The following is a 25,943-nucleotide window of genomic DNA, read 5'->3' as shown; positions in this document are numbered from 1 at the left end:
AAGTTAGGAAACTGGCGACAAGTCACTGTATCACGAATATGGTCTACAGAGGTAGAAACAACGTGTGTAAAGCTTATGACACACACGGAGAAGTGTACAGTCACCGCTTGTCGTACTGAATTAAAGTGCGAAAAGGAGGCGACTTTTTTTATGGCAAGTCAAGTAATGAGAATCACATTGAAAGCTTATGATCACGAATTAGTAGATTCATCAGCAAAAAAAATCATCGAGACTGTAAAGAAAAACGGATCACAGGTGAGCGGACCGGTGCCGCTGCCAACTAAGAAAGAGGTAGTTACCATTCTTAGAGCAGTACACAAGTACAAAGATTCCAGAGAACAGTTCGAGCAGAGAACTCATAAGAGACTGATTGATATCATTGCTCCGACACAGAAAACAGTTGATGCATTATCAAGATTAGAAATGCCGGCTGGTGTCTACATCGATATCAAAATGAAATAAAGTCAAAACAAGTAGTAAATCCTGAGGGGCCGCAAGGCTTTCTAGGATGAACGGGAAACCGTTCCGCTGTAGAAAAAACAGGAGGAAAGATAATGAAGAAAGCAATTTTAGCGACAAAAGTCGGAATGACTCAAATCTTCAACGCAGACGGCGTATTAGTGCCGGTAACTGTATTACAGGCTGGTCCTTGTGTAGTAACACAGATTAAAACTGTTGAAAACGACGGATACAGTGCAGTACAGGTTGGTTTTGTTGACAAGAAAGAAAAAGTTGTAAACAAAGATGCCAACGGTAAGAAAGAAATCAGAAACAGACATGGCGTAAACAAAGCTGAAATGGGACATTTCAAAAAAGCTGGTGTGTCTGGAAAGAGATTTGTAAGAGAGTTCAAGCTTGAAAATGCAGCTGATTATAATCTTGCAGATGAAATCAAAGCAGATATCTTTGCAGAAGGCGATCATGTAGACGCAACTGCAATTTCTAAAGGTAAAGGATTCCAGGGCGCTATTAAGAGACTTGGTCAGCATAGAGGACCTATGGCTCACGGTTCTAAATTCCATCGTCATCAGGGTTCCAATGGTTCCTGTTCTACACCTAGCCGTGTATTCAAGGGCAAAGGAATGCCGGGACATATGGGAAGTGTTAAGATTACAACTCAGAACCTTGAAGTTGTAAGAGTAGACGCAGAGAACAACCTGCTTTTAATCAAAGGTGCTGTTCCAGGACCTAAGAAAGCTTTAGTAACAATCAAAGAATCAGTAAAAGCAGCAAAATAGTGCATTTAAGAAAGGAGGAACACACAGATGGCTAAAGTATCTGTTTATAATATGGAAGGCAAAGAAGTTGGCAATATGGACTTAAACGATGCTGTATTCGGTGTAGAAATTAACGAACATCTGGTACACATGGCAGTAGTTCAGCAGTTAGCTAACAATCGTCAGGGAACTCAGAAAGCTAAGACACGTTCTGAAGTATCCGGTGGCGGAAGAAAACCTTGGAGACAGAAAGGAACTGGTCATGCAAGACAGGGTTCAACAAGATCTCCGCAGTGGACTGGCGGTGGTACAGTATTCGCTCCAGTACCAAGAGACTATTCTTTCAAATTAAACAAGAAAGAAAAGAGAGCAGCTTTAAAATCTGTTTTAACATCTAAAGTTCAGGAAAATAAATTCATCGTTGTTGATGAACTGAAATTAGACGAAATCAAAACAAAGAAATTCGCAGAGGTTATGAACAATCTGAAAGCAGACAAAGCATTAGTTATTTTAGGCGATATGGATACAAACGTAATCAAATCCGCTGCAAACATTGCAACTGTTAAGACAACACAGACCAGCGAAATGAACGTATTTGATGTATTGAAATATGACACAGTAGTAGCAACAAAGGCTGCTGTTGAAAAAATCGAGGAGGTGTATGCATAATGGCAAACGTACAGTATTATGATGTAATCCTCAAACCAGTAGTAACTGAGAAGAGTATGGCAGCTATGGGAGAAAAGAAATATACTTTCTTAGTACATCCGGAAGCTAACAAAACCATGATCAAAGAAGCAGTTGAGAAAATGTTCGAAGGCGCTAAGGTTGCCAAGGTTAACACAATGAACCAGGAGGGCAAGAACAAAAGACGTGGTGCTGTAGTTGGAAAAACTGCGAAAACAAAGAAAGCTATCGTTCAGTTAACAGAAGATAGTGCAGATATCGAGATTTTCTCCGGACTGTAAAATCCGGGAAACTCAGCTAGGCACAGAAAAGTGCGATAATAAACTTATTTATTGAAAGGAGAAAAACAATGGGAATTAAGACATACAACCCATATACACCTTCCAGAAGAAATATGACTGGATCTGATTTCTCTGAAATCACAAAGAAGACTCCTGAGAAATCCCTTACAACTTCTTTAAAGAAGAACTCCGGTCGTAACAATCAGGGTAAAATCACAGTAAGACACCAGGGTGGTGGAAACAGAAGAAAATACAGAATCATCGACTTCAAGAGAAGAAAAGATGGTATCCCGGCAACTGTAATCGGAATCGAGTACGATCCAAACAGAACAGCTAACATCGCTTTAATCAGTTATGCAGATGGCGAGAAAGCATATATCCTTGCTCCAGAAGGATTAACAGACGGAATGACTGTTATGAACGGAGCAGAAGCAGAAGTAAGAGTTGGAAACTGCTTGCCACTGGAGAACATCCCAGTAGGTACTCAGGTGCACAACATCGAGTTATACGCTGGCAAGGGCGGACAGCTAGTACGTTCTGCAGGAAACAGCGCACAGTTAATGGCTAAAGAAGGAAAATACGCAACACTTCGTCTTCCTTCAGGAGAAATGAGAATGGTTCCTCTGAACTGCCGTGCATCCATTGGTGTAATCGGTAACGGTGACCACAACCTTGTAAATATCGGTAAAGCAGGACGTAAACGTCACATGGGTATCCGCCCGACAGTCCGCGGTTCTGTTATGAACCCGAATGACCATCCACACGGTGGTGGAGAAGGTAAGGCACCAGTTGGACGTCCAGGTCCATGTACACCTTGGGGCAAACCTGCTCTTGGACTTAAGACACGTAAGAAGAAAAAAGCTTCTAACAAGTTAATCGTAAGAAGAAGAGACGGCAGAGCTATTAAATAGTAGATAGGAGGAAATAAAATGGCAAGATCACTTAAAAAAGGACCATTTGCAGACGAAAGCTTACTGAAAAAAGTAGATGCTATGAACGCAGCAAATGATAAATCAGTTATCAAGACATGGTCACGTCGTTCCACAATTTTCCCATCCTTCGTTGGACATACAATTGCTGTTCATGACGGAAGAAAACATGTTCCTGTATATGTCACAGAGGATATGGTTGGACACAAACTCGGTGAGTTCGTAGCAACAAGAACTTACAGAGGCCATGGAAAAGACGAGAAGAAATCAGGCGTTAGATAAATAGAATTTTGAAAGGAGGTTTCACTCATGGCAAAAGGACATAGAAGTCAGATTAAGAGAGAAAGAAATGCAGTAAAAGATACTAGACCTTCCGCAAAGTTGTCTTATGCAAGAATGTCAGTTCAGAAAGCTTGTTTCGTATTAGATGCTATCCGCGGTAAAGACGTTGAGACAGCACTTGCGATTGTAACTTACAATCCAAGATACGCATCAAGCGTAATAGAGAAGTTATTAAAATCTGCTATTGCAAATGCAGAGAACAATAACGGAATGAGCACAGAAAACCTTTATGTTGAGGAGTGCTACGCAAACAAAGGACCAACAATGAAGAGAATCAGACCAAGAGCACAGGGTAGAGCTTACAGAATCGAGAAGAGAACAAGCCACTTAACAATTGTGCTGAATGAAAGATAGGAGGGCAAACATGGGACAGAAGGTTAATCCTCATGGCTTAAGAGTCGGCGTTATCAAAGACTGGGATTCCAAGTGGTACGCAGAATCTGATTTTGCTGATTTCTTAGTAGAAGACTATAACATCAGAACATTTCTGAAAAAGAAATTATATGCTGCAGGTGTTTCTAAGATTGAAATCGAAAGAGCATCCGACAGAGTAAAGGTTATCCTTTACACAGCTAAGCCGGGCGTTGTAATCGGTAAAGGCGGAGCTGAAATCGAGAAAGTAAAAGCTGAATTACAGAAATTTACAGACAAGAAACTTGTTGTAGATATCAAAGAAGTAAAGAGACCAGACAAAGATGCTCAGTTAGTAGCTGAGAACATTGCACTTCAGTTAGAGAACCGTGTTTCCTTCCGTAGAGCAATGAAATCCTGTATGGGAAGATGTATGAAAGCTGGAGCAAAGGGTATTAAGGCATCCGTATCCGGACGTCTTGGCGGAGCTGATATGGCTCGTACCGAGTTCTATTCAGAAGGAACTATTCCACTTCAGACATTAAGAGCAGATATCGAGTATGGATTTGCTGAAGCAGACACCACATACGGTAAAGTCGGTGTTAAAGTTTGGATTTATAAAGGAGAAGTACTTCCTACAAAAGGAAATAAGGAAGGAGGAGTTCAGTAATGTTAATGCCTAAGAGAGTAAAACATCGTAAACAGTTCCGTGGTTCTATGGCCGGAAAAGCGATGAGAGGAAATAAAATTACAAATGGTTCCTACGGTATCGTAGCACTTGAACCATGCTGGATTCGTTCCAATCAGATTGAGGCAGCCCGTATTGCTATGACAAGATATATCAAGCGTGGTGGCCGTGTCTGGATTAAAATTTTCCCAGACAAACCAGTAACTGCAAAACCAGCAGAAACCCGTATGGGTTCCGGAAAAGGAACTTTAGAGTACTGGGTAGCTGTAGTAAAACCAGGACGTGTATTATTTGAAATCTCTGATGTATCTGATGAGGTTGCAAAAGAGGCATTACGTCTTGCTACACACAAATTACCTTGTAAATGCAAAGTGGTTTCTCGTGCAGACTTAGAAGGCGGTGAATCAAATGAAAACTAGTAAATATTTAGAAGAATTAAACACACAGTCCGCTGCTGATTTAAAAATGCAGTTGGTTGAAGCTAAAAAAGAACTTTTCAATTTGAGATTCCAGAACGCAACAAATCAGCTGGATAACACGAGCAGAATCAAAGAAGTTAGAAAGAATATTGCCAGAATCCAGACCGTTATTACTCAGAAAGAAAAAGTTGCTGAATAATTTCAAAAGAATCATACCTGCTTAAGCAGGCAAACAGGCAATCATAAATGAAAGGAGATTCGTCGTGGAAGAAAGAAATCTTAGAAAAACACGTGTAGGCGTTGTTGTAAGTGATAAAATGGATAAGACCATTGTTGTTGCTGTTAAAGATAACGTAAGACATGCATTATATAACAAGATCGTAAAGAAGACATACAAATTAAAAGCTCATGATGAGAACAACGAGTGTAAAATCGGTGATACCGTCAGAGTAATGGAAACAAGACCACTCTCTAAAGATAAGAGATGGAGACTTGTAGAGATTATGGAAAGAGCAAAATAATAGAAGGAGGCTACCGGCATGGTACAACAGGAAACCAGACTTAAGGTTGCTGATAACACTGGAGCAAAAGAATTGCTGTGCATCCGTGTTATGGGCGGTTCAACCAGAAGATATGCAAATATTGGTGATGTAATTACAGCTACTGTTAAAGATGCAACACCAGGCGGCGTTGTTAAAAAAGGTGACGTTGTAAAGGCAGTCGTTGTTCGTACAGTAAAAGGTGCTCGTCGTAAAGATGGCTCTTATATCAAATTCGATGAAAACGCTGCAGTTATTATCAAAGATGATAAAACCCCAAGAGGAACTCGTATTTTTGGACCAGTAGCAAGAGAGCTTCGTGAAAAACAGTTTATGAAAATTGTTTCTCTGGCTCCGGAAGTATTGTAGGAGGTACCCGAAAATGGCAAGCTTGAAAATTAAAAAAGGTGATACTGTAAAGGTAATCGCTGGAAAAGACAAAGACAAAGAAGGCAAAGTAATTGCTGTAAATAAGAAAAACAATACTTTACTTGTTGAAGGTATCAATATGGTAACAAAACATGCAAAACCAAGCATGGCTAACCAGCAGGGTGGAATCATCCATCAGGAAGGACCTATTGATGCTTCTAACGTAATGTATCTTCACAAAGGAAAAGCTACCCGTGTAGGTTTCAAAATGGATGGAGATAAGAAAGTACGTTATGCAAAATCTACAGGTGATGTAATCGATTAATCGTAAGAGAGGAGGAGCAGCAAGTTGAGTAGACTTAAAGATCAGTACCAGAACGAGATCATTGATGCAATGACCAAAAAGTTCGGCTATAAAAACATTATGGAAGTACCAAAGCTTTCTAAGATTGTTATCAACATGGGTGTTGGTGAAGCAAAAGAAAACGCTAAAATCTTAGAGTCAGCTATGAAAGATATGGAAACAATTTCCGGTCAGAAACCAGTTACTACAAAGGCGAAGAATTCCATCGCTAACTTCAAGTTAAGAGAAGGAATGCCAATCGGATGTAAAGTTACTTTAAGAGGCGAGAAGATGTATGAGTTCGTAGACCGTCTGGTAAACTTAGCTTTACCACGAGTACGTGACTTCAGAGGAGTTAATCCGAACGCTTTCGACGGTAGAGGTAACTACGCTCTTGGTATCAAAGAGCAGATCATTTTCCCTGAAATTGAATTCGATAAGGTTGATAAAGTAAGAGGAATGGATATTATTTTCGTAACAACTGCAAAGACAGACGAAGAAGCACGCGAATTATTGACATTATTCAATATGCCATTCGCTAAATAAGACAGGAGGGAATTTAAATGGCAAAGACTTCTATGAAAGTAAAACAGCAGCGTAAACAGAAATTCTCTTCTAGAGAATACAATCGTTGCAGAATCTGTGGTCGTCCACATGCATATTTAAGAAAATATGGAATCTGTAGAGTTTGCTTCCGTGAACTGGCTTACAAAGGTCAGATTCCGGGCGTAAAGAAAGCAAGCTGGTAGGCTGTAAAGCCATTCTCTTAAATTGAGTGAGACCGAAGCCCTTGTGGCGTAGGTCGAACTTGACGGAGAACATCTACAACAAAGAAAGAGAAGAATAATAGGAGGCAGACACATCATGACAATGACAAGTGATCCAATTGCAGATATGCTTACAAGAATCCGTAATGCAAACACTGCAAAACATGATACAGTTGATATCCCGGCTTCTAAAATCAAAGTGGCAATCGCAGACATTTTAGTAAGAGAAGGATACATTGCAAAATATGACATCATTGAAGATGGAATCTTTAAGACCATTCGTGTAACCTTAAAATATGGTGCAGATAAGAATGAAAAGATTATTACCGGACTGAAGAGAATTTCTAAACCAGGACTTCGTGTATACGCTGGTAAAGATAATCTTCCTAAGGTACTTGGTGGACTTGGAATCGCAATTCTTTCCACAAACCAGGGAATCATCACTGACAAAGAGGCTAGAAAGCTTCAGGTTGGTGGCGAAGTATTAGCATTTGTTTGGTAGGCATTGAACACTTGATGAAATCGAGCCGCAGGCGAAGATTGAGGCTAGTGTGAAAGCCGTTCTGTGAGATTACTGAGCGCAAGCCCTTTGGGGTGCGGTGCGAAGTTAGCGAGCAGAACTACCTTAAGAGTATATTCTTAAGGCATAGCGCAGGTAACAATAAACCACAAATTATACAGGAGGTACGGGCATGTCACGAATTGGAAGAATGCCAATCGCAATTCCAGCAGGTGTTACTGTGGAATTAGCAGAAAATAATCAGGTGACTGTAAAGGGTCCAAAAGGAACATTAAGCAGAGTATTACCATCCGAGATGGAAATCAAAGTAGAAGGTTCTGAAGTAACCGTTACAAGACCAAATGATTTGAAGAAAATGAAATCCTTACACGGATTAACAAGAACACTGATTCACAACATGGTTGTTGGTGTAACAGATGGATTTACCAAAGAACTTGAAGTAAATGGTGTAGGTTACAGAGCATCTAAAGCAGGAAAGAAACTTACATTAAACCTTGGATATTCTCATCCGGTAGAGATGGAAGATCCAGAAGGATTAGAGTCTACAGTAGATGGTAACAAGATTATCATCAAAGGTATCGATAAAGAAAAAGTTGGCCAGTACGCAGCTGAAATCAGAGATAAGAGAAGACCTGAACCTTACAAAGGAAAAGGTATCAAATATGCTGATGAAGTTATTAGACGTAAAGTTGGTAAAACTGGTAAGAAATAATTAAAGGAGTGACGAGAGATGGTTAATAAAGAATCAAGAACAGCAGCTCGTGAAAATAAACATAGAAGACTGCGTAATCGCCTGGCTGGAACAGCAGAGAGACCACGTTTAGCTGTGTTTAGAAGTAATAATCATATGTACGCTCAGATTATTGACGATACAGTTGGCAATACCCTCGTAGCAGCATCTACAATGGATAAAGATGTAAAAGCAGCTTGCGAGAAGACTAATAACGTTGATGCAGCAGCACAGGTTGGTACTGCAATTGCAAAGAAAGCATTAGAAAAAGGTATTACAACAGTTGTCTTTGATAGAGGCGGTTTCATATATTCCGGAAAAGTAAAAGCATTAGCTGACGCAGCAAGAGAAGCTGGATTAGAATTCTAATAAGGAGGAAAACAGTACATGAAACGTACAATTATTGATGCTAGTCAATTAGAATTAACAGAAAAAGTGGTATCAATCAAGCGCGTTACGAAAGTTGTAAAAGGTGGACGTAACATGCGTTTCACAGCTCTTGTTGTTGTTGGTGACGGCAATGGTCATGTGGGCGCAGGACTTGGAAAAGCAACTGAAATTCCTGAAGCAATCCGCAAAGGAAAAGAAGATGCTATGAAAAAACTTATCACTGTAAAATTAGATGAGAACAATAGTATTACTCATGATATCAGCGGAAAACATACTGGTGCATCTGTTTTATTAAAGAGAGCTCCAGAAGGTACCGGTGTTATCGCAGGCGGTCCGGCTCGTAACGTATGTGAGCTGGCAGGAATCGAGAATATTCGTACAAAATCTCTTGGTTCCAACAATAAGCAGAACGTAGTACTTGCTACTATCGATGCTTTAAGCAAACTGAAATCCCCGGAAGAAGTTGCAAAACTTCGTGGATTATCTGTAGAAGAAGTAGTAGGTTAAGGAGGAATAAGAAATGGCAAATTTAAAAATTACACTCGTAAAATCTACTATCGGTGCAGTGCCAAAGAATAAAAAGACAGTAGAAGCATTAGGTCTTAAGAAAATTGGTGCATCAGTTGAACGTCCGGATAACAAAGCTGTTAGAGGAATGATTCAGCAGGTAAGACATTTAGTGAAAGTAGAAGAAATCTAATTATAGAGATAAGGAGGTGCCAGAAATGGATTTATCCAATTTACAGCCGGCATTAGGTTCTAAGCATAGTGATAATTTCAGAAGAGGCCGTGGTCACGGTTCAGGAAACGGTAAGACCGCTGGTAAAGGACACAAGGGACAGAAAGCTCGTTCCGGAGCTCCAAGACCAGGCTTTGAAGGTGGCCAGATGCCTTTATACAGAAGATTACCGAAGAGAGGTTTTAAATGTATTAATTCCAAGACTATCGTTGGAATCAATGTATCTGCTCTTGAAGTATTCGACAACGATGCAGTAGTATCTGTTGAAACTTTACTGGAAAAAGGTATCGTAAAGAATCCAAGAGATGGAGTTAAGATCCTTGGAAACGGCGAACTTACTAAGAAGCTCACAGTTCAGGCTAATGCATTCAGCGCAAGCGCAAAAGAAAAAATCGAGGCTCTTGGTGGAAAAGCTGAGGTGATCTAATGTTTGATACAGTTCGTAACGCATTTAAAGTAAAAGATATTAGAAATAGAATTTTATTTACCTTTTTTATGCTGATTATCATCCGAATCGGTTCACAGTTACCGATTCCGGGTGTTGACCGGAATGTGTTTGCAGACTGGTTTGCTAATCAGAGTAGTGATGCGTTTAACTTTTTCGATGCAGTAACAGGCGGTTCATTCTTACAGATGTCCGTCTTTGCATTGAATATCACACCATATATCACATCTTCCATCATCATGCAGCTGTTGACGATTGCAATTCCAAAACTGGAAGAGATGCAGCGTGACGGTGAAGAAGGAAGAAAGAAAATTGCAGAGATTACACGTTATGTGACTATTGCTCTGGCTTTAATCGAAGCAATTGCAATGGCAATCGGATTCTCCAGAAGCGGTTATCTGACCGATAAAGGATGGCTTACGATTCTTCAGGTAATTGTAACCTTGACAGCAGGTTCTGCAGTACTTATGTGGATTGGTGAGAGAATTACGGAAAAGGGTGTTGGAAACGGTATTTCTATCGTACTTGTAATCAACATTATTTCACGAATTCCTAACGATTTTGGAACACTGTATGAGCAGTTTGTAAAAGGAAAGATTCCTGCAAAAGCAGTTCTTGCAGTAGTAATTATCGCAGCAATCATTTTAGTAACCGTTGTCTTTGTCGTTGTCCTTCAGGCAGCTCAGAGAAAGATTCCGGTACAATATTCGAAGAAAATTCAGGGAAGAAAACAGGTAGGCGGTCAGTCTACGCATATTCCTCTGAAAGTAAATACCGGTGGAGTTATCCCGGTTATCTTCGCACAGTCTTTAATGCAGTTTCCGGTTGTTATTGCGTCTCTCTTAGGAAAGGGCAATGGAACAGGAATTGGCAGTAAGATTTTAAAGGGATTATCCCAGTCTAACTGGTGTAACCCACAGGAGCCAATCTACAGCATTGGTTTGGCTGTATATCTTGTATTGATTATTGCATTTGCATACTTCTATACATCCATTACATTCAATCCGCTGGAGATTGCGAACAACATGAAGAGACAGGGTGGATTTATCCCGGGTATCAGACCTGGAAAACCAACCAGCGATTATCTGAATCGGATTTTAAATTACATTGTCTTTATCGGTGCGGCAGGCTTATCCATTGTTGCAGTTATTCCAATCTTCTTCAATGGAGTATTTAAAGCAAACGTATCTTTCGGTGGAACATCTATCATCATTATCGTAGGTGTTGTTATCGAGACAATTAAACAGATCGAATCCCAGATGTTAGTTCGTTACTATAAAGGATTTTTGAATGACTAATGTGTACCAGAAGGGGGTGCTGCAAATGCAGCGTCTCCTGTGGTGCACTAAAGTTGTTTATAGAAGAAAAAGCAGATTAGCTTGCAAAGAAGAAGGTAAACAGGAGGTTTTCTTTATATGAAAATTATTATGTTAGGAGCGCCGGGTGCTGGTAAAGGTACACAGGCAAAACAGATTGCAGATAAATATTCTATTCCACACATCTCAACAGGAGATATTTTCCGTGCAAATATCAAAAACGGAACAGAATTAGGCAAGAAAGCAAAACAGTATATGGACCAGGGCGCTTTAGTTCCGGATGAATTAACCTGTGATCTGGTAATGGACAGAATACAGCAGGATGACTGCAAGAACGGCTTCGTACTGGACGGTTTTCCAAGAACCATTCCTCAGGCAGAAGCATTGGATGCAGCACTTGGTAAAATAAACGAGAAGATGGACTATGCAATTGATGTAGATGTTCCAGACGAAAATATCGTAAATCGTATGAGCGGCAGAAGAGCCTGCTTAAATTGTGGAGCAACCTATCATCTTATTTCCATTCCACCAAAGGTAGAAGGAATCTGTGACCGTTGTGGCAGCGAAATCGTATTGCGTGAAGATGATAAGCCAGAGACAGTTCAGAAGAGATTAAAAGTATATCATGAGCAGACACAGCCATTGATTGATTATTATAAGAATCAGGGCATTTTAAAATCTGTAGACGGAACACAGCCGATGGATGAAGTATTCAAAGCCATCGTTACAATCTTAGGAGTGTAAATAATGTCGGTTACGATTAAATCAGCAGAAGAAATAGAGCTGATGCGTCAGGCAGGAAAGTATCTTGCTAAAGTACATCAGGAACTGGAACGTGCAATCAAACCTGGAATCAGCACATGGGAGATTGATAAAATCGGAGAAGAGACCATCCGCAGCCTTGGCTGCGAACCGAATTTCCTGAATTATCAGGGCTATCCGGCATCCGTCTGTGTATCGGTCAACGACGAAGTTGTTCATGGAATTCCAAGAAAAGACCATATTATTAAGGAAGGCGATATCGTAAGCCTTGATACCGGTCTTATCTATAAGGGATATCATTCCGATGCGGCAAGAACCCATGGAGTTGGTGAAATCAGTAAAGAGGCTGCTCTTTTAATAGAAAGAACCCGGGAAAGCTTTTTCCAGGGAATGCAGTATGCAAGAGCCGGAAGAAGGCTTTATGAAATCTCAGGAGCAATTGGAGATTATGCAGAAAGTTACGGCTACGGAGTTGTATATGATCTGGTAGGGCATGGCATTGGAACCCATCTTCATGAGGAACCGGAGATTCCGAATTTCCGTCAGTGGAGAAGAGGACTGAAGCTGAAGGCAGGAATGACATTGGCAGTTGAGCCGATGATAAATGCCGGAAGCCCGGATGTGGAATGGATGGATGATGAATGGACAGTAGTAACCTACGATGGTTCCTTATCTGCACATTATGAAAACACCATTCTGATTACAGAAGGAAGACCGGAAATCCTTACATTGACAGAGGAGGAAAGAGAATGTATCTGGCAAGAGTAAAGGCAGGTCACGACCGGAATCAGTACTATGTAGTGCAGTCACAGGATGAAAAATTCGTCTATCTTGTAAATGGAACCACAAGAACCTGTGACCGGCCGAGAAAGAAAAGCTACAAACATGTACAGCTTGTAAAAAAGCTTCCGCAGGAAGTCTTAGAAGCAGTAAATAAACCTGGGCTTACAGAAAATGCAAAAGCAGCAAAGCTGATTAAGGCTTATGAGCAATATATATTAACCAGAAAAGATTGATTTAGCAGGAGGAAAGAAAATGTCAAAGGCAGATGTAATTGAAGTAGAAGGAACAATTTTGGAAAAGCTTCCAAACGCAATGTTTCAGGTGCAGCTTGAGAATGGCCATCAGGTACTGGCACATATCAGCGGCAAATTAAGAATGAATTTCATTCGTATCTTACCAGGTGATAAGGTTACGATTGAGATGTCTCCATATGATCTGACAAAGGGCAGAATTATCTGGAGAGATAAATAAGGAGAAAATTCGAGAAAAGTAGTTGATTTTTCGGAATCTCTATGCTAAAATGCTAAATGGACGCTTTTGTGAAAACAAGGGCATATTATGCTGTTTAGCAGAAAGAAAAGAGAAATACCCATGGAAACAGGTTTTCCGGGGCGCAGGCAAGTAGAAAGGAGGATTATGCTGTGAAGGTAAGATCATCAGTTAAACCTATTTGCGAGAAGTGCAAAGTTATCAAAAGAAAGGGAAGCATCAGAATCATCTGTGAAAACCCTAAGCACAAACAGAGACAGGGTTAATTTCCACTTTGTTTGAAAAATTATGTGCGGCTGCAGCGCATGAGAATGTGCTGTTCATAATATAACGCGAACGCGCGTGGTCTGTTGCGCAGTCCTTACATACCGAGAGGATGCAGCAGATTGTGGCTGGGATTGCTAAGCAATCATTACTATAGGAAGAAAAAGGTGTATGCACACATTTCAGGGCGGGAAACCGCAGCTGCATGGGTCTTTGGAATTCCTTACTATTAACAAAGAAATCTATATGGAGGTGTAAACACACATGGCTCGTATTGCAGGTGTAGATTTACCAAGAGAAAAACGTGTTGAGATTGGTTTGACTTATATCTATGGAATCGGCAGAGTTAGTGCTGACCGTATCCTTGCTGAGGCAAACGTTAATCCTGATACCCGTTGCAGAGACTTAACTGACGACGAGGTAAAAAGAATTAGTGCAGTAATCGATGAGACTCAGGTTGTAGAAGGTGACTTAAGACGTCAGACAGCTCTTGATATCAAGAGATTACAGGAAATCGGATGCTATCGTGGAATCCGTCATAGAAAAGGACTTCCGGTTCGTGGTCAGAAAACAAAGACCAATGCAAGAACAAGAAAAGGTCCTAAGAGAACTGTTGCAAACAAGAAGAAATAATTCTTGGCAACTTTATAATTTTAAATTTAAGAAAGTAGGTTAGTTTAGATATGGCTAAAGTTACAAAAAAAGTGACAAAAAAGCGTGTAAGAAAAAACGTTGAACATGGACAGGCACATATTCAGGCATCCTTCAATAACACCATCGTTACATTAACAGATGCTGAAGGTAATGCATTATCATGGGCAAGTGCCGGTGGTCTTGGATTTAGAGGTTCAAAGAAATCTACTCCATATGCTGCACAGATGGCAGCAGAAACTGCTACAAAAGCAGCTCTTATACATGGATTAAAAACAGTTGATGTTATGGTTAAAGGACCAGGATCAGGAAGAGAAGCAGCAATCCGTGCCCTTCAGGCAGCCGGACTTGAAGTTCTTTCTATTCGTGACGTAACTCCAGTTCCTCACAATGGATGTCGTCCACCAAAACGTCGTAGAGTATAATTAGGAGGGATATCTAAAATGGCAGTAAATAAAGTTCCTGTTCTGAAAAGATGCAGATCTCTTGGTTTAGAGCCAAGTTATTTGGGATATGATAAAAAATCTAACAGAGAATTAAAGAGAGCGAACAAGAAGGTATCTGAGTATGGCCTTCAGCTTCGCGAAAAACAGAAAGCAAAATTCATTTACGGAGTATTAGAGAAACCATTCCGTAACTATTATGATAAAGCAGACCAGATGAAAGGCATGACAGGTACAAACCTGATGACTATCTTAGAGAGCCGTCTTGATAATGTTATCTTCCGTCTTGGATTTGCAAGAACCAGAAGAGAAGCAAGACAGATTGTTGACCACAAATTCGTTACAGTTAACGGAAAGTTAGTTAACATTCCTTCTTACCTGGTAAAAGCTGGCGATGTAATCGAAATCAAAGAGAGCCGTAAAAATTCCCAGAGAATGAAAGATGTCGTAGAAGTAGCTGGCGGCAGATTAGTTCCGGAATGGCTTGATGTTGATGCAGAGAAAATGCAGGGAACCGTAAAAGAGTTACCTTCCAGAGAAATGATTGATGTACCAGTAGACGAGATGCTTATCGTCGAGTTGTATTCTAAATAATCATAAACTAGCGGGCTGAAAGAAGAAACAAATTACCCGAAAGAAGGAGGGGCTTTGTAGTGTTCGATTTTCAAAAACCAACAATTGAAATTGCTGAAATTTCTGAAGACAAAAGATATGGAAGATTCGTATGCGAACCTTTGGAAAGAGGATATGGTACAACACTTGGTAATTCTTTAAGAAGAATCATGTTGTCATCCCTGCCAGGTGCAGCAGTAAGTCAGGTTAAAATCGATGGTGTACTTCATGAGTTCAGTTCTATTCCTGGCGTAAAGGAAGATGTTACTGAAATCATTATGAACATCAAAGAGCTTGCAATCCGTAATAACAGCGCTGATGATGAGCCTAAGGTAGCTTATATTGAGTTCAGTGGTGAAGGCGTTGTTACAGCAGCAGATATTCAGGTAGATCAGGATATTCAGATCATGAATCCGGATTTAGTAATTGCACACTTAAACGGCGGTGCTGATTCCAAATTATACATGGAATTAACCATTACCAAAGGTAGAGGTTATGTCAGCGCAGATAAGAACAAAGATGCAGATTTACCAATTGGTGTAATCGCAGTAGATTCTATCTATACACCGGTAGAGCGTGTGAACTTATCCATTCAGAATACCCGTGTGGGTCAGATTACCGATTACGATAAACTGACACTTGACGTATATACCAATGGAACACTTGCTCCAGATGAAGCAGTCAGCTTAGCTGCAAAGGTATTAAGCGAGCACTTAAGTCTTTTCATTGACCTTTCCGAGAATGCTAAGACAGCAGAAGTCATGATTGAGAAAGAAGACAATGCGAAGGAAAAAGTTCTTGAGATGAACATTGACGAACTGGAGTTATCCGTACGTTCTTACAACTGCTTGAAGAGAGCAGGTATCAATACTGTTGAAGAACTTACAAACCGTACACCGGAAGATATGATGAAAGTTCGTAACCTTGGACGTAAGTCTTTGGAAGAAGTATTAGCAAAATTAAAAGAATTAGGCCTTCAGCTCAATCAGGGCGACGAGGTTTAAGATAACTCAGTGCAGCAGCACCAGTAAGCCCGACGAGCGTGGTGATGTTGGTTCATGAGTGGCACAAAACAAGCATTCGGTAAGTAAGTCCGATGAGCATGGCCGGATGTACCACAAATGGAGGAATAAAAATGGCAAAGTATAGAAAATTAGGAAGAACATCTTCCCAGAGAAAAGCATTACTGAGAAATCAGGTAACAGCATTATTAAACAATGGTAAAATTGTTACCACAGAAGCAAAAGCAAAAGAAATCCGTAAAATTGCAGAAGGCCTTATTGCAATGGCAGTTCGCGAGAAAGATAACTTCGAAGAAGTTACTGTAAAAGCTAAAGTTGCAAGAAAAGACAAAGACGGCAAGAGAGTAAAAGAAGTTGTAGATGGTAAGAAAGTTACTGTATATGACGAAGTGGAGAAAACAATCAAGAAGGATAATCCTTCCCGTCTTCATGCAAGAAGAGAGATGTTAAAAGTTCTTTATCCTGTAACTGAAGTTCCTACAGAAGCAGCAGGAAAGAAGAAAAATACAAAGAAAGTTGATTTAGTTGCAAAATTATTCGACGAAATCGCACCTAAGTATGCAGACCGTAACGGTGGTTACACAAGAATCGTAAAGATTGGTCAGCGTAAAGGTGACGGAGCTTTAGAAGTTCTTATCGAGTTAGTATAATTAACATCGTTTTATATGAATCAATTAAGAGTCAGGACATTCGTGTCCTGGCTCTTTTTTTTCTTGTTTACAGGAAATGAGACATTTGTCAACTTGATGGAAAGAGACAATTGTATATAATGAAATTAAGATAAAAGAATGGAGCAGGGAACAGATGATGAGACAATTTATGAAACCAGAAAGAATTCGAATCATAGCAGTGCTGGCTATTTTCAATTATATATTTTTAGGCTCGGAGTATCTGTTTGACAATATGATACGCTATGCAACAGATTCCGCAGGAGTAGTAAGGGCACAGAACTATGTGCTGGGAATCAGCGTAATAGGATTCCTGTTATTCCCGTGCATTAACCGTTATTTTAACCAGAAGATGCGGGAGATGGGTTTATATTTATTGCCGATAGCAGGAATCATCTGCATTTTCGTAATTCAGGAGCATTTGTCCTATCGAAGTATGCTTTTATCCGGATTCCTGCTTTATATTTTATATGGCATGATTGGAAGTGCTGTACATTATTATGCTGCGGTAAGCCTTTCGACAGAAAAAGGACTTGCACAAACCGTTGGATTTGGATATGCCTTTGGATTATTGCTTCAGTTTATCAGAAATAATCTGATACATAACAGCACTGTAGAGTCTGTTGCACTTTCCGTTTTTCTGGCAGCAATGGTATTGCTGGTTCGCAGACTGAGTCTGGAATGTAGCCGGGGGGGAGTAGGAGCAGAGGCTTCAGGGACAGATTCAGATACTGATATCCGGAAGAATAACAGGCGAAGCCTCAGACATCCGATGCTTGCGGCACTGCTTTTGATTTCAATAGTGGTTCTGATGACATGCATTTTTTCCAGTCTGGACAATGCAGTAACTTTAGTACATGCAGGTGGAAGTGTAGATATTGGTCAGTGGCCGAGATTATTGCTTGCGGTAAGCGGACTGTTGGCAGGAGTGCTTTTTGATATAAAAGAGCATAGATTTATGCAGATTATGATGTACTGTGTGACACTGCTTTCAACAATGTGTGTAGTGATAATAGTCTGGGGCGGACCATTTATGGCAGGTCTTATTGTTTTCTATTTGTCCGCAGGCTTCTTTGTGGTATATTTTACCACCAGTTTTATGGACCTTTCCTATTATATGAAAGTACCGGAGTTATGGGCTGGACTTGGAAGGGCAACAAATAATATCTGTGTCGGGATTACAGGAACTATTTCCCTGATGCTGATAGAGACCGGGGATGGAATGCGCATCAGCATCATAGCATTGATTTTATTTGCAGTTATCAGTATGCTGGTATATTTGTATATGGTACAGTTTCGTATGGATATACAGGAAGAAAATATGGCGAAAATGTTGGAAAAAGAACGTGAAAAATTTTTGGAGGATAAATTTCAGGCGTTTGTGAAGAATTATGCACTTACAAACAGGGAGCAGGATGTGTTAAGGTTATTGCTTTCTTCTGATGAAAGTGCACAGGTAATAGCAGAGCAGCTATATATTTCAAGAGCAGCATTGTACCGTTATATGGCCTCTTTAAATGAAAAGACAGAGACGAAGTCGAGAATTGGGCTTCTTCAGTTTTATTATAGCTGGAAACAGCCATAAATCGTGGAAAATCCCTAAAATGAGACAAATGTAAACTTATCAAAGCAGGTGGGAAAAGCGTATATTCATATAGTAAAAGGACAGAAAAGGAAGGAGGAAAAACGTGAGAAAAAAATCCATTAGAGGATTGCTTTGTCTGCTCATACTGGTGGTACTGGGAGGCTGCGGAGCCTGTAACGTGTGCGGTGGAAGTGGCAGTTTATAGAAGAAAGTAAAGGAGAAAAAATATGAAGATGCGAAAGAAAATTTCCTGGTTGTTAAGCTTTTTTATGGTATTTTCATTATTTATGGGAAGTGCCGGCATGATTGTAAAAGCTGATGGACAGAAAGCAGTGGTCAGAATTGCAAGACAGGACAGCACAGCGACCGGAACCGTGTATTATAAATGGGATACGGCGGCTGAATGGACGGAAGTAAACCAGACTGCATATAATGATACACCAATAGAAATAAACAGACCGGATGACAGTCTTGACCATACAGTACATTTTAAAGTAGTATGTGGAACGGATACAATAATCAATCACTGTCAGGTGAATAAAAATGGTGCACAGGATGCAAGTCTTGACAAGAATATACTTACATCAGAGGGAGGACAGGCATTTTCTGTAAGTGCCTCAGAGCAGGTGGAACTGATTCTGGAATTTCGCACTGCAGCATCCGGAGGCGGTGGTTCCACAACGGGTCCGGCATCCGGAGAAACAATTGCAGTTACAGCAACTGCAGTGGGAGGAGCAATTGGAGACTTACAGATAGATGGCATGAGGATTGGTTCCGGAATGGGAACGAATATATCGGGCAGCTTTGCTGGAGATAAGACGCAGCAGCACAGAGTGGCAATTGCAGCAGATTTTGGTTATGCATTTGCATCCATTATGGTAAATGGAACAGCAATTCCATTAGGTGGAACGACAGACAATCTGGAATTTGAAGTGGCTCCGGCAGATTCATATCAGATTGAAGTAGCACTGACTACGAACAGCAGCCGTAATTATAATATTATATGGGCACCATCCCTTACAGTAGCAGAACAGCATGGATTTGGAAATGACTGCGTTATTGAACATGGAAGCGTGGAAATAATCAGTGCACAGTTAGGGGATGGAACTGTGGTAAATGCAGCAGAACTGGCAGGTGGAAATATAGCAGATGCATCCACAAGACTGGATGGAGACTTTGGCTATGCCGAATTTAAAGCAGGCACCAAAGTAACCATTAAGTTTACACCGGATTATGGTTATCAGTTATTGAGCGCATCTTTAAATGGTGGAAAGCTGACAGCAGTAGATTCACAGGTAGGTACCTTTGTATTGGATATGCCTGCAACAGATTTACATCTGAGTGCATTATTTACAAAGTCAGAGGATAAAGTAAATACGGCAAGTACAAAAGTAGACGGTGCAACCCTTGGAAATGCAGAAAACATTATTGGTTCCGGAAATCTTCAGTTAAATATTGCAGATATCAGTGGAACAGAACTGAATCAGATACAGAGTGGCATGCAGGCACAGGCAGGAAATGGAGAGATTCAAAGCTATCTTTCCATGGATTTATTCCAGGTCGTAAACAAAGGAAATTCCAACGATGCATGGGAAACCCAGTTGACCGATTTAAATGCGAAATTAAATGTAACCCTTCAGGTAAAAGATGAGATGAAGAACCAGCAGGGAACTTATTATATGATTCGAGAGCATGATGGTGCCTATGAAAAACTTCCTGCAACGTATGATGCAGCAAGTGGAACCATAACCTTTGCAACTGATAAATTTTCGGCATATGCACTGGTATTTGAAGCCGGAACTTCATCAGGTACGACAACGCCGGGAAGCGGAACAACAGGAAATACCACAGCAGGAAACACATCACAGACCGCAACCGTGAAAACAGGAGACATGACTCCGGTTGGCATCTGGTTTTTACTGGCACTGTGCAGTGGCATAGGAGCTATTTATTTTGGATGCAGAAAACGGATAAAAGATTGAAAGAATATATTGGCAGACCACTCCTATATTGTTATAATGAAGAAGGTTCATGAAAATGTTATGCAAATCAGCAGGAGGGTTTAGAAATGAGATTTAATATTGAAGGCGAACCAATGCCGGTTGTAGTCTGTGAATTAGAGTCAGGCGAAATGATGATTACCGAAAAGGGAGCAATGTCCTGGATGTCTCCGAATATGCAGATGAATACTGTTGGCGGCGGAATTGGAAAAATATTTGGAAGAATGGTTAGTGGAGAGAGTATGTTTGTAAATACATACACTGCAATGAATGGTCAGGGAACCATTGCATTTGCATCCAGTTTTCCGGGATGTATCCGGGCATTTGAGATTCAGCCAGGTTCAGATATTGTATGTCAGAAGTCAGCATTTTTAGCATCTACTTCAGGAGTTGAATTGTCCGTATTTTTCCAGAAGAGAGTAGGAGCCGGTTTCTTTGGCGGAGAAGGATTTATTATGCAGAGACTTTCTGGACAGGGAATGGCATTTGTTGAATTTGACGGCTATATCAAAGAGTATATGCTTCAGCCTGGCCAGTCAATTATCGTAGACACAGGATATCTTGCAGCAATGGATTCTTCCTGTTCTATCGACATACAGACCGTACCTGGCCTTAAGAATATCATGTTTGGTGGAGAGGGAGTATTCAATACCGTAGTAACCGGACCGGGTCGTGTATTCTTACAGTCCATGCCAATCTCACAGATGGCAGGATGTCTGCGCCCATATCTTCCGAGCGGAAAATAAATCTCCGAGGGAAGAATGAAGCACCAACTGGAAAGTAAATCATAGAAGTATGTAGAGAAAAACAGCAGCCTATGAACAGGATAAAGTTCATGAGCTGCTGTTTTCAATTTGCATGAGTAGCGTGAAACTCACAAAGGGTGTTTTTCGTAGTTGCCAAGCGATTATTATTTGTAAGAAGCTGCCGGTGGCGGGCTCTGTAGGTTATAAACTGGCGTTATAACTCTTCCCGCTGGGCTGCCGGCAGGGTGAAGATAAATTCTGTGCCGACTCCTTCGGTGCTGATGACGTTGATATTTTCATCATGTGCCTGAATAATTTCTTTTACGATAGAGAGTCCAAGACCGGAACCCTTCTTGTCCTTTCCACGGGACAGGTCGGTTTTGTAGAAACGCTCAAAAATTTTGTTCTGGCTGTCTTTTGGAATTCCGATGCCGGTATCCTTGACAGAAACAAATACTTTTTCGCTTTTCTTGGTGGTCTCAATGGTGATTTCAGAATCATGGTGGCTGAACTTGATGGCATTGTCAATCAGATTATAAACCACCTGCTGAATCTTGCTCATATCCGCTTTTACATAAAGTGTTTTACCGGCAAGAATCAGGTGGAAGGAAATCCGTTTGGCTTTGCAGGTTCCCTCAAAGGTAAGACAGGTCATTTTAATTAACTGGTTAATGTCAAATTCGCTGACATCTAACATTGTGCCGTGGCTGCCGTATTTATTTAACTCTAAGAGGCTCTGGGTGAGCTTGGACAAACGGTCTGTCTCGAAAACAATGATATTTAAATATTTTTCCTGCATCTCCGGTGGAATCGTTCCGTCTAACATGGCTTCCACATAACCTTTGATGGAAGTAAGCGGAGAACGGAAATCATGGGAGACATTGGAAATAAATTTACGCTGGTCATCCTCCAGGGTATTCAGCTCGTTTGCCATATAATTTAGAGAAGCGGCAAGATAGCCGATTTCATCATTTTTATGTACCGGAATTTTATAACTGAAATTGCCCTCGGCAAAAGCATCAGCACCCTTAATCATTTTGCGGATTGGGATGTAGACCTCGAAGCCAATGATAATCAGTAACAGGGTTGCACAGATAAAAATCAGAAGCAGAGTCAGGTACATAATATTCAGTAAATGTGCATGATGGTGCGTGATTACGGAAAGCGGCTGGTGAATCAGCACATATCCACGCACCTTGTAATTAATCGTAATCGGCGAAAATACCGTAAGATGCGTATCGTCATAATAATTATAAAAAGAACCGGTGGTGTAATATTTGCTGCCAAAATCTGCCACATTAAATCCGTCAATGTGTGTCAGGTGGTCCATGTCCACAGATGCATTGGAGTTAATCAGAATATCACCATCTGTATTCATGACCCATATTTCTGAAGAAAGATAAGTGCTAAGGGTGGCAAGACTGTCATGCAAGTCATCTACCGTAATATCTTCATTGAAATAGTTTGAAGCATAGGTAGATGCAATCATATTGGCTTCCTTGTAAAGCCGGTCAACTTCGGTATCTTCAATATATTCATAAGTATAGTGGGAGCTGAAGGTGGATACGAGAATAAAGCCGAGAATGCCAAAAATCACATATCCAATCAGCAGCTTCAGATAAAGTCGTTTCTTCATTCTTTAACCTCGAATTTGTATCCGATGCCCCAGACCGTAGAAATGCTCCAGGCGGTATGATCGTTAATTTTCTCACGAAGTCTTTTTACATGAACGTCAACGGTTCTGGTATCGCCTACGTATTCATAGCCCCAGATATGGTCTAAAAGCTGTTCTCTGGTAAATACCTGATTCGGTGAGGATGCAAGAAAATAAAGAAGCTCTAACTCCTTTGGCGGCATATCAATTGTTTTGCCGTAATATTCTACGGAATAGTTGGAAAGATTGACCACCAGATCCGGATAAGTAACACATTTTAAATCCGGCTGTACAGGCTCCTGCTTCACCGGCTGGTAGCGGCGGAGCACCGCCTTGACTCTGGCAACCAGTTCTTTGGAATCAAAAGGCTTCATGATATAGTCATCTGCCCCCAGCTCCAGTCCGAGAACCTTGTCAAAGATTTCACCTTTGGCAGATAACATAATAATCGGAACATTTGCTTTTGCCCGGATTTCACGGCATACCTGATAACCATCAATGCCCGGAAGCATCAAATCAAGAAGAATCAGATTTGGTGCATAGGTTTCAAATTCTTTCAAAGCAGATTCCCCATCATGAACCATCTTTGTATCAAAGCATTCCTTCGTGAGATACAGGGAAATCAGTTCTGCGATATTAACATCATCATCTACAATTAAAATTTTCTGTTTTGCAGCCATAGGAAACTTCCTTTCTGTTTTACGTAGTTCATATACTTGATTTATTTAAATTCTGCAATGGTAACACCGGCATCTCCTTCGCCAAATTCTCCTAAGTGGAAGGACTTGATATAAGACTGTCGTTTCAAATGACTCTGTACGGCACTGCGCAGGGCACCGGTTCCTTTTCCGTGTACGATGCGCACGGAAGGAAGATGTGCAAGATAAGCATCATCCAAGTATTTATCCAAAAGAGCAATAGCTTCATCCACTGTTTTTCCAATCAGATTGATTTCTGTGGAAACAGAAGCGGATTTACTCATCTTAAGCTTTCCGGCACCGGTCTTGGCATATTTCTTGCTGCCCGGAGCAGCATCTTCGATTAGTACTAAATCCTTGATGTTTACCTGGGAGCGGAGAATTCCCATCTGCACAAAGAGGTCACCCTTTGCATTCGGCAGGGAGTGTACCGTTCCGGTTAAATTCATACTTAATACTTTTACGCTGTCACCGATACGAAGCTTCTTTGGAACCTTTGGATTGTAGATGGCAGTATCTTTTTCCTTTGAGCTCTTTTTCTCATTGGCAGCCATTTTCTCCCGGATATTGGTACGCTGTTTTTCCATTTCCTGAATGGAAGGTCTGGTAGTGCCATATTTATTGAAATTACGGATTGCCTCATCGGCAGTATCTTTGGCTTCCTGCAGAATCTGGTTTGCTTCTTCTTTTGCTTTACGAAGAATGGCATCCCGGCTTTCATCTAATTTTTCCTGCTTGTTCTTTAACTGCTGTTTTAATGCAGCAATTTCTGATTTGTAACGGTTGATTTCGGCCTGTTCTTTCTCTATGGTGATGCGGCTTGCTTCCAGGTCGGAAAGTAAATCTTCAAAATTCTGTTCATTACTGCTGATACGGGTTCTGGCATCCTCAATTAAAGTATCGGAAAGACCGAGTTTTTTGGAAATTGCAAAGGCATTACTTTTTCCCGGAATACCGATGAGAAGGCGGTAAGTCGGACTTAAGGTCTCTACATCAAATTCGCAGCAGGCATTTTCAATTCCACTGGTAGTTAAGGCATAAATCTTAATCTCACTGTAGTGGGTGGTCGCCATGGTACGGATGCCTCGACTGTGAAAATAAGATAAGATAGAAACCGCCAGGGCAGCGCCCTCCGTAGGGTCAGTTCCGGCACATAACTCATCAAAGAGAACCAGGGAATGTTCATTGGCTTCTTTTAAAATGTGGATAATGTTGGTCATATGGGAAGAAAATGTGCTTAAGTTCTGCTCAATGCTCTGTTCATCTCCAATATCTGCAAAAATATCGTCAAAAACAGCAAGCTCACTGCGGTCTCCGGAAGGAATCGGAAGTCCCGCCTGTCCCATCAGAGTGAGAAGTCCCACAGTTTTTAAGGAAACGGTTTTACCACCGGTATTCGGGCCGGTAATGACAAGCTGGTCAAAATCGCTGCCTAAGGAAATGTCGATAGGAACTACTTTTTTTGCGTCCAGCAGAGGGTGTCTGCCCTTTAAAATACGAATTTTCCGTTCCGTATTAAAATGCGGTGTAATTCCATTGTATTCCAAGGCATAAGCTGCTTTTGCAAATATAAAATCAAGCTCTGTTAAAAGCTGATAATCGGTTTCAATGGCAGGAATATATTCCCCTGCTTTTGCCGATAAAGTGGCAAGAATAACGGCAATTTCGTCCTGCTCTTTGATGGATAATTCTTTTAATTCGTTGTTCAGATTTACCACAGCCATTGGCTCAATGAAAAGAGTAGAACCGCTGGATGACTGGTCATGCACCATACCGGTAATCTGGGATTTGGCTTCGGCTTTTACCGGAAGGCAGTAGCGGCCGTTACGCATGGTAATGACAAAATCCTGCAGGCAGTTTCTGACATTCTGGTTATTTAACATCTGGTTTAACTGCGCATGGATGCGGTCGCCGGTTGAGCGGATAGAACGGCGGATGGATTTTAAATTACTGCTGGCATCATCACTGATTTCATCCACAGAAATGATGCAGCGGCGGATCTCATCACAAAGAGGACTAAGAGGTTCTAAACCATCAAAAAGTTCGCTCAGGGAATCAGACGGAAAATCTTCCCGTTCCTTTCTGCCATAGGCTTTGACCCGGCGGGCAGTCTCTAATAATTTACAGAGGCCGAGAAGCTCTTCGATATTCATGGTTCCGCCGATTTCCACACGTCGGATGGCGGAAGAAAGCGGTTTGATACCGGAGCAGTCAAGCCGTCCTTTTTTCAGGCTGCGGTTCATGGCATCCTTAGTCTGCTGCTGTGCATTGGTAATCTCTGAGAGGCTGGTGGAAGGAAGCAGGGAAAGACAGCGTTCCTTGGTATCCGCACCGAAAGCATACTCCGCGAGCCGCTCTACAATTTTATTATATTCTAATGTTCTTAAAACCTTTTGATTCATAAATATTCTCCATAAAATGTACTAAAAATCACTGCTTCTATTATACCCCAAACCAATTGTGGTGAAAAGGGCGGTTGAAAATAAGTTTCCTG

General features: G+C 40.9%; 38 protein-coding genes. 35 read left to right on the top strand and 3 right to left on the bottom strand.

The genetic code is table 11. The annotated features are described in order from the left end of the window. Positions 1–150 precede the first annotated feature (150 nt). The 35 genes from rpsJ to DWX65_RS10560 all read left to right on the top strand — a co-directional run bounded on the left by rpsJ (position 151) and on the right by DWX65_RS10560 (position 21,097). Positions 151–462: a 30S ribosomal protein S10 gene (gene rpsJ, locus DWX65_RS10730; RefSeq protein ID WP_117698348.1), complete on the top strand. Its 312-nt coding sequence runs from the start codon at positions 151–153 to the stop codon at positions 460–462. 92 nt (positions 463–554) lie between these two features. Beyond that, positions 555–1,238, top strand: coding sequence for a 50S ribosomal protein L3 (gene rplC / locus DWX65_RS10725; protein WP_022242791.1), 684 nt, complete (start codon positions 555–557; stop codon positions 1,236–1,238). A gap of 27 nt (positions 1,239–1,265) precedes the next feature. Then, complete coding sequence (gene rplD, locus DWX65_RS10720) at positions 1,266–1,886, top strand: 50S ribosomal protein L4 (protein ID WP_022242790.1); 621 nt, start codon at positions 1,266–1,268, stop codon at positions 1,884–1,886. Continuing rightward, entirely contained in the window at positions 1,886–2,185 is a 300-nt protein-coding gene (gene rplW, locus DWX65_RS10715; protein WP_022242789.1) for a 50S ribosomal protein L23, read from the top strand. The genes rplD and rplW overlap by 1 nt, the downstream gene beginning before the upstream one ends. 68 nt (positions 2,186–2,253) lie before the next feature. Then, complete coding sequence (gene rplB / locus DWX65_RS10710) at positions 2,254–3,096, top strand: 50S ribosomal protein L2 (protein WP_022242788.1); 843 nt, start codon at positions 2,254–2,256, stop codon at positions 3,094–3,096. Positions 3,097–3,114: 18 nt separating this feature from the next. Next, positions 3,115–3,396 (top strand): 30S ribosomal protein S19, encoded by a 282-nt coding sequence (gene rpsS / locus DWX65_RS10705; RefSeq protein WP_022242787.1) that lies wholly within the window; start codon positions 3,115–3,117, stop codon positions 3,394–3,396. Positions 3,397–3,423: 27 nt separating this feature from the next. After that, positions 3,424–3,810, top strand: coding sequence for a 50S ribosomal protein L22 (rplV, locus tag DWX65_RS10700; RefSeq protein WP_022242786.1), 387 nt, complete (start codon positions 3,424–3,426; stop codon positions 3,808–3,810). 10 nt (positions 3,811–3,820) lie between these two features. Beyond that, on the top strand, positions 3,821–4,477 hold the full coding sequence (rpsC, locus tag DWX65_RS10695) for a 30S ribosomal protein S3 (protein ID WP_117698349.1): 657 nt from the start codon (positions 3,821–3,823) through the stop codon (positions 4,475–4,477). Continuing rightward, positions 4,477–4,914, top strand: coding sequence for a 50S ribosomal protein L16 (gene rplP / locus DWX65_RS10690; protein ID WP_022242784.1), 438 nt, complete (start codon positions 4,477–4,479; stop codon positions 4,912–4,914). The genes rpsC and rplP overlap by 1 nt, the downstream gene beginning before the upstream one ends. Beyond that, positions 4,904–5,113, top strand: coding sequence for a 50S ribosomal protein L29 (gene rpmC / locus DWX65_RS10685; RefSeq protein WP_022242783.1), 210 nt, complete (start codon positions 4,904–4,906; stop codon positions 5,111–5,113). Before rplP ends, rpmC begins: the two co-directional genes overlap by 11 nt. 64 nt (positions 5,114–5,177) lie before the next feature. Beyond that, positions 5,178–5,435 carry a 30S ribosomal protein S17 gene (gene rpsQ / locus DWX65_RS10680; protein WP_022242782.1) on the top strand — a complete coding sequence of 86 codons (258 nt, stop codon included), beginning with the start codon at positions 5,178–5,180 and terminating at the stop codon, positions 5,433–5,435. 18 nt (positions 5,436–5,453) lie between these two features. Then, positions 5,454–5,822: a 50S ribosomal protein L14 gene (gene rplN, locus DWX65_RS10675; protein ID WP_022242781.1), complete on the top strand. Its 369-nt coding sequence runs from the start codon at positions 5,454–5,456 to the stop codon at positions 5,820–5,822. A gap of 13 nt (positions 5,823–5,835) precedes the next feature. Further along, positions 5,836–6,147 (top strand): 50S ribosomal protein L24, encoded by a 312-nt coding sequence (rplX, locus tag DWX65_RS10670; protein WP_022242780.1) that lies wholly within the window; start codon positions 5,836–5,838, stop codon positions 6,145–6,147. A gap of 24 nt (positions 6,148–6,171) precedes the next feature. Next, a complete protein-coding gene (rplE, locus tag DWX65_RS10665) occupies positions 6,172–6,711 on the top strand; it encodes a 50S ribosomal protein L5 (RefSeq protein ID WP_022242779.1) in 540 nt (179 codons plus the stop codon). Between the two features lie 17 nt (positions 6,712–6,728). Continuing rightward, positions 6,729–6,914 carry a type Z 30S ribosomal protein S14 gene (locus tag DWX65_RS10660; protein ID WP_022242778.1) on the top strand — a complete coding sequence of 62 codons (186 nt, stop codon included), beginning with the start codon at positions 6,729–6,731 and terminating at the stop codon, positions 6,912–6,914. Between the two features lie 115 nt (positions 6,915–7,029). Continuing rightward, entirely contained in the window at positions 7,030–7,434 is a 405-nt protein-coding gene (gene rpsH / locus DWX65_RS10655; protein WP_117698350.1) for a 30S ribosomal protein S8, read from the top strand. A 190-nt stretch (positions 7,435–7,624) separates the two neighbouring features. Continuing rightward, positions 7,625–8,164 carry a 50S ribosomal protein L6 gene (gene rplF, locus DWX65_RS10650; protein ID WP_022242776.1) on the top strand — a complete coding sequence of 180 codons (540 nt, stop codon included), beginning with the start codon at positions 7,625–7,627 and terminating at the stop codon, positions 8,162–8,164. Positions 8,165–8,182: 18 nt separating this feature from the next. Beyond that, positions 8,183–8,551 (top strand): 50S ribosomal protein L18, encoded by a 369-nt coding sequence (gene rplR / locus DWX65_RS10645; protein ID WP_117698351.1) that lies wholly within the window; start codon positions 8,183–8,185, stop codon positions 8,549–8,551. 18 nt (positions 8,552–8,569) lie between these two features. Continuing rightward, on the top strand, positions 8,570–9,079 hold the full coding sequence (gene rpsE, locus DWX65_RS10640; RefSeq protein ID WP_022242774.1) for a 30S ribosomal protein S5: 510 nt from the start codon (positions 8,570–8,572) through the stop codon (positions 9,077–9,079). A 13-nt stretch (positions 9,080–9,092) separates the two neighbouring features. After that, positions 9,093–9,272, top strand: a complete 180-nt coding sequence (gene rpmD / locus DWX65_RS10635) for a 50S ribosomal protein L30 (protein WP_022242773.1) — start codon at positions 9,093–9,095, stop codon at positions 9,270–9,272. A 25-nt stretch (positions 9,273–9,297) separates the two neighbouring features. Then, positions 9,298–9,738 carry a 50S ribosomal protein L15 gene (gene rplO, locus DWX65_RS10630; RefSeq protein ID WP_022242772.1) on the top strand — a complete coding sequence of 147 codons (441 nt, stop codon included), beginning with the start codon at positions 9,298–9,300 and terminating at the stop codon, positions 9,736–9,738. Next, on the top strand, positions 9,738–11,054 hold the full coding sequence (secY, locus tag DWX65_RS10625) for a preprotein translocase subunit SecY (RefSeq protein ID WP_118173425.1): 1,317 nt from the start codon (positions 9,738–9,740) through the stop codon (positions 11,052–11,054). Before rplO ends, secY begins: the two co-directional genes overlap by 1 nt. 117 nt (positions 11,055–11,171) lie before the next feature. Further along, on the top strand, positions 11,172–11,816 hold the full coding sequence (locus DWX65_RS10620) for an adenylate kinase (protein ID WP_118173424.1): 645 nt from the start codon (positions 11,172–11,174) through the stop codon (positions 11,814–11,816). 3 nt (positions 11,817–11,819) lie between these two features. Beyond that, positions 11,820–12,602, top strand: a complete 783-nt coding sequence (gene map / locus DWX65_RS10615) for a type I methionyl aminopeptidase (RefSeq protein WP_022242769.1) — start codon at positions 11,820–11,822, stop codon at positions 12,600–12,602. After that, positions 12,584–12,850 (top strand): KOW domain-containing RNA-binding protein, encoded by a 267-nt coding sequence (locus DWX65_RS10610; RefSeq protein ID WP_022242768.1) that lies wholly within the window; start codon positions 12,584–12,586, stop codon positions 12,848–12,850. The genes map and DWX65_RS10610 overlap by 19 nt, the downstream gene beginning before the upstream one ends. A gap of 19 nt (positions 12,851–12,869) precedes the next feature. After that, on the top strand, positions 12,870–13,088 hold the full coding sequence (gene infA, locus DWX65_RS10605; protein WP_022242767.1) for a translation initiation factor IF-1: 219 nt from the start codon (positions 12,870–12,872) through the stop codon (positions 13,086–13,088). Positions 13,089–13,258: 170 nt separating this feature from the next. Next, positions 13,259–13,372 carry a 50S ribosomal protein L36 gene (gene rpmJ / locus DWX65_RS10600; RefSeq protein WP_003022746.1) on the top strand — a complete coding sequence of 38 codons (114 nt, stop codon included), beginning with the start codon at positions 13,259–13,261 and terminating at the stop codon, positions 13,370–13,372. A gap of 262 nt (positions 13,373–13,634) precedes the next feature. Further along, positions 13,635–14,003 carry a 30S ribosomal protein S13 gene (gene rpsM, locus DWX65_RS10595; protein WP_022242766.1) on the top strand — a complete coding sequence of 123 codons (369 nt, stop codon included), beginning with the start codon at positions 13,635–13,637 and terminating at the stop codon, positions 14,001–14,003. A gap of 50 nt (positions 14,004–14,053) precedes the next feature. Continuing rightward, a complete protein-coding gene (gene rpsK / locus DWX65_RS10590; protein ID WP_022242765.1) occupies positions 14,054–14,446 on the top strand; it encodes a 30S ribosomal protein S11 in 393 nt (130 codons plus the stop codon). An 18-nt stretch (positions 14,447–14,464) separates the two neighbouring features. After that, positions 14,465–15,058 carry a 30S ribosomal protein S4 gene (gene rpsD / locus DWX65_RS10585; RefSeq protein ID WP_022242764.1) on the top strand — a complete coding sequence of 198 codons (594 nt, stop codon included), beginning with the start codon at positions 14,465–14,467 and terminating at the stop codon, positions 15,056–15,058. A gap of 59 nt (positions 15,059–15,117) precedes the next feature. After that, positions 15,118–16,080: a DNA-directed RNA polymerase subunit alpha gene (locus DWX65_RS10580; protein ID WP_022242763.1), complete on the top strand. Its 963-nt coding sequence runs from the start codon at positions 15,118–15,120 to the stop codon at positions 16,078–16,080. A gap of 131 nt (positions 16,081–16,211) precedes the next feature. Then, on the top strand, positions 16,212–16,748 hold the full coding sequence (locus DWX65_RS10575; protein WP_022242762.1) for a bL17 family ribosomal protein: 537 nt from the start codon (positions 16,212–16,214) through the stop codon (positions 16,746–16,748). A gap of 169 nt (positions 16,749–16,917) precedes the next feature. Then, a complete protein-coding gene (locus tag DWX65_RS10570) occupies positions 16,918–18,351 on the top strand; it encodes a helix-turn-helix transcriptional regulator (RefSeq protein WP_158564733.1) in 1,434 nt (477 codons plus the stop codon). A gap of 227 nt (positions 18,352–18,578) precedes the next feature. Beyond that, entirely contained in the window at positions 18,579–20,333 is a 1,755-nt protein-coding gene (locus tag DWX65_RS10565) for a hypothetical protein (protein WP_118173422.1), read from the top strand. A gap of 86 nt (positions 20,334–20,419) precedes the next feature. Next, positions 20,420–21,097 (top strand): TIGR00266 family protein, encoded by a 678-nt coding sequence (locus DWX65_RS10560; RefSeq protein ID WP_022242759.1) that lies wholly within the window; start codon positions 20,420–20,422, stop codon positions 21,095–21,097. A 214-nt stretch (positions 21,098–21,311) separates the two neighbouring features. Here the strand turns inward: DWX65_RS10560 and DWX65_RS10555 are convergent, their stop codons facing one another. From DWX65_RS10555 to DWX65_RS10545, 3 genes are read right to left on the bottom strand one after another with little or no spacing between them, the layout of a single operon-like run. Then, entirely contained in the window at positions 21,312–22,733 is a 1,422-nt protein-coding gene (locus DWX65_RS10555) for a HAMP domain-containing sensor histidine kinase (protein WP_117698357.1), read from the bottom strand. Next, complete coding sequence (locus DWX65_RS10550) at positions 22,730–23,431, bottom strand: response regulator transcription factor (protein WP_117698358.1); 702 nt, start codon at positions 23,429–23,431, stop codon at positions 22,730–22,732. The genes DWX65_RS10555 and DWX65_RS10550 overlap by 4 nt, the downstream gene beginning before the upstream one ends. Positions 23,432–23,472: 41 nt before the next feature. Continuing rightward, positions 23,473–25,851, bottom strand: coding sequence for an endonuclease MutS2 (locus DWX65_RS10545; RefSeq protein WP_118173421.1), 2,379 nt, complete (start codon positions 25,849–25,851; stop codon positions 23,473–23,475). Positions 25,852–25,943 lie beyond the last annotated feature (92 nt).

The organism is Roseburia sp. AF20-18LB, assembly GCF_003461185.1.
In the GTDB taxonomy this organism is placed as follows: Bacteria; Bacillota; Clostridia; order Lachnospirales; family Lachnospiraceae; genus Roseburia_C; species Roseburia_C amylophila.
This window is presented reverse-complemented; position numbering and strand designations above follow the sequence as displayed.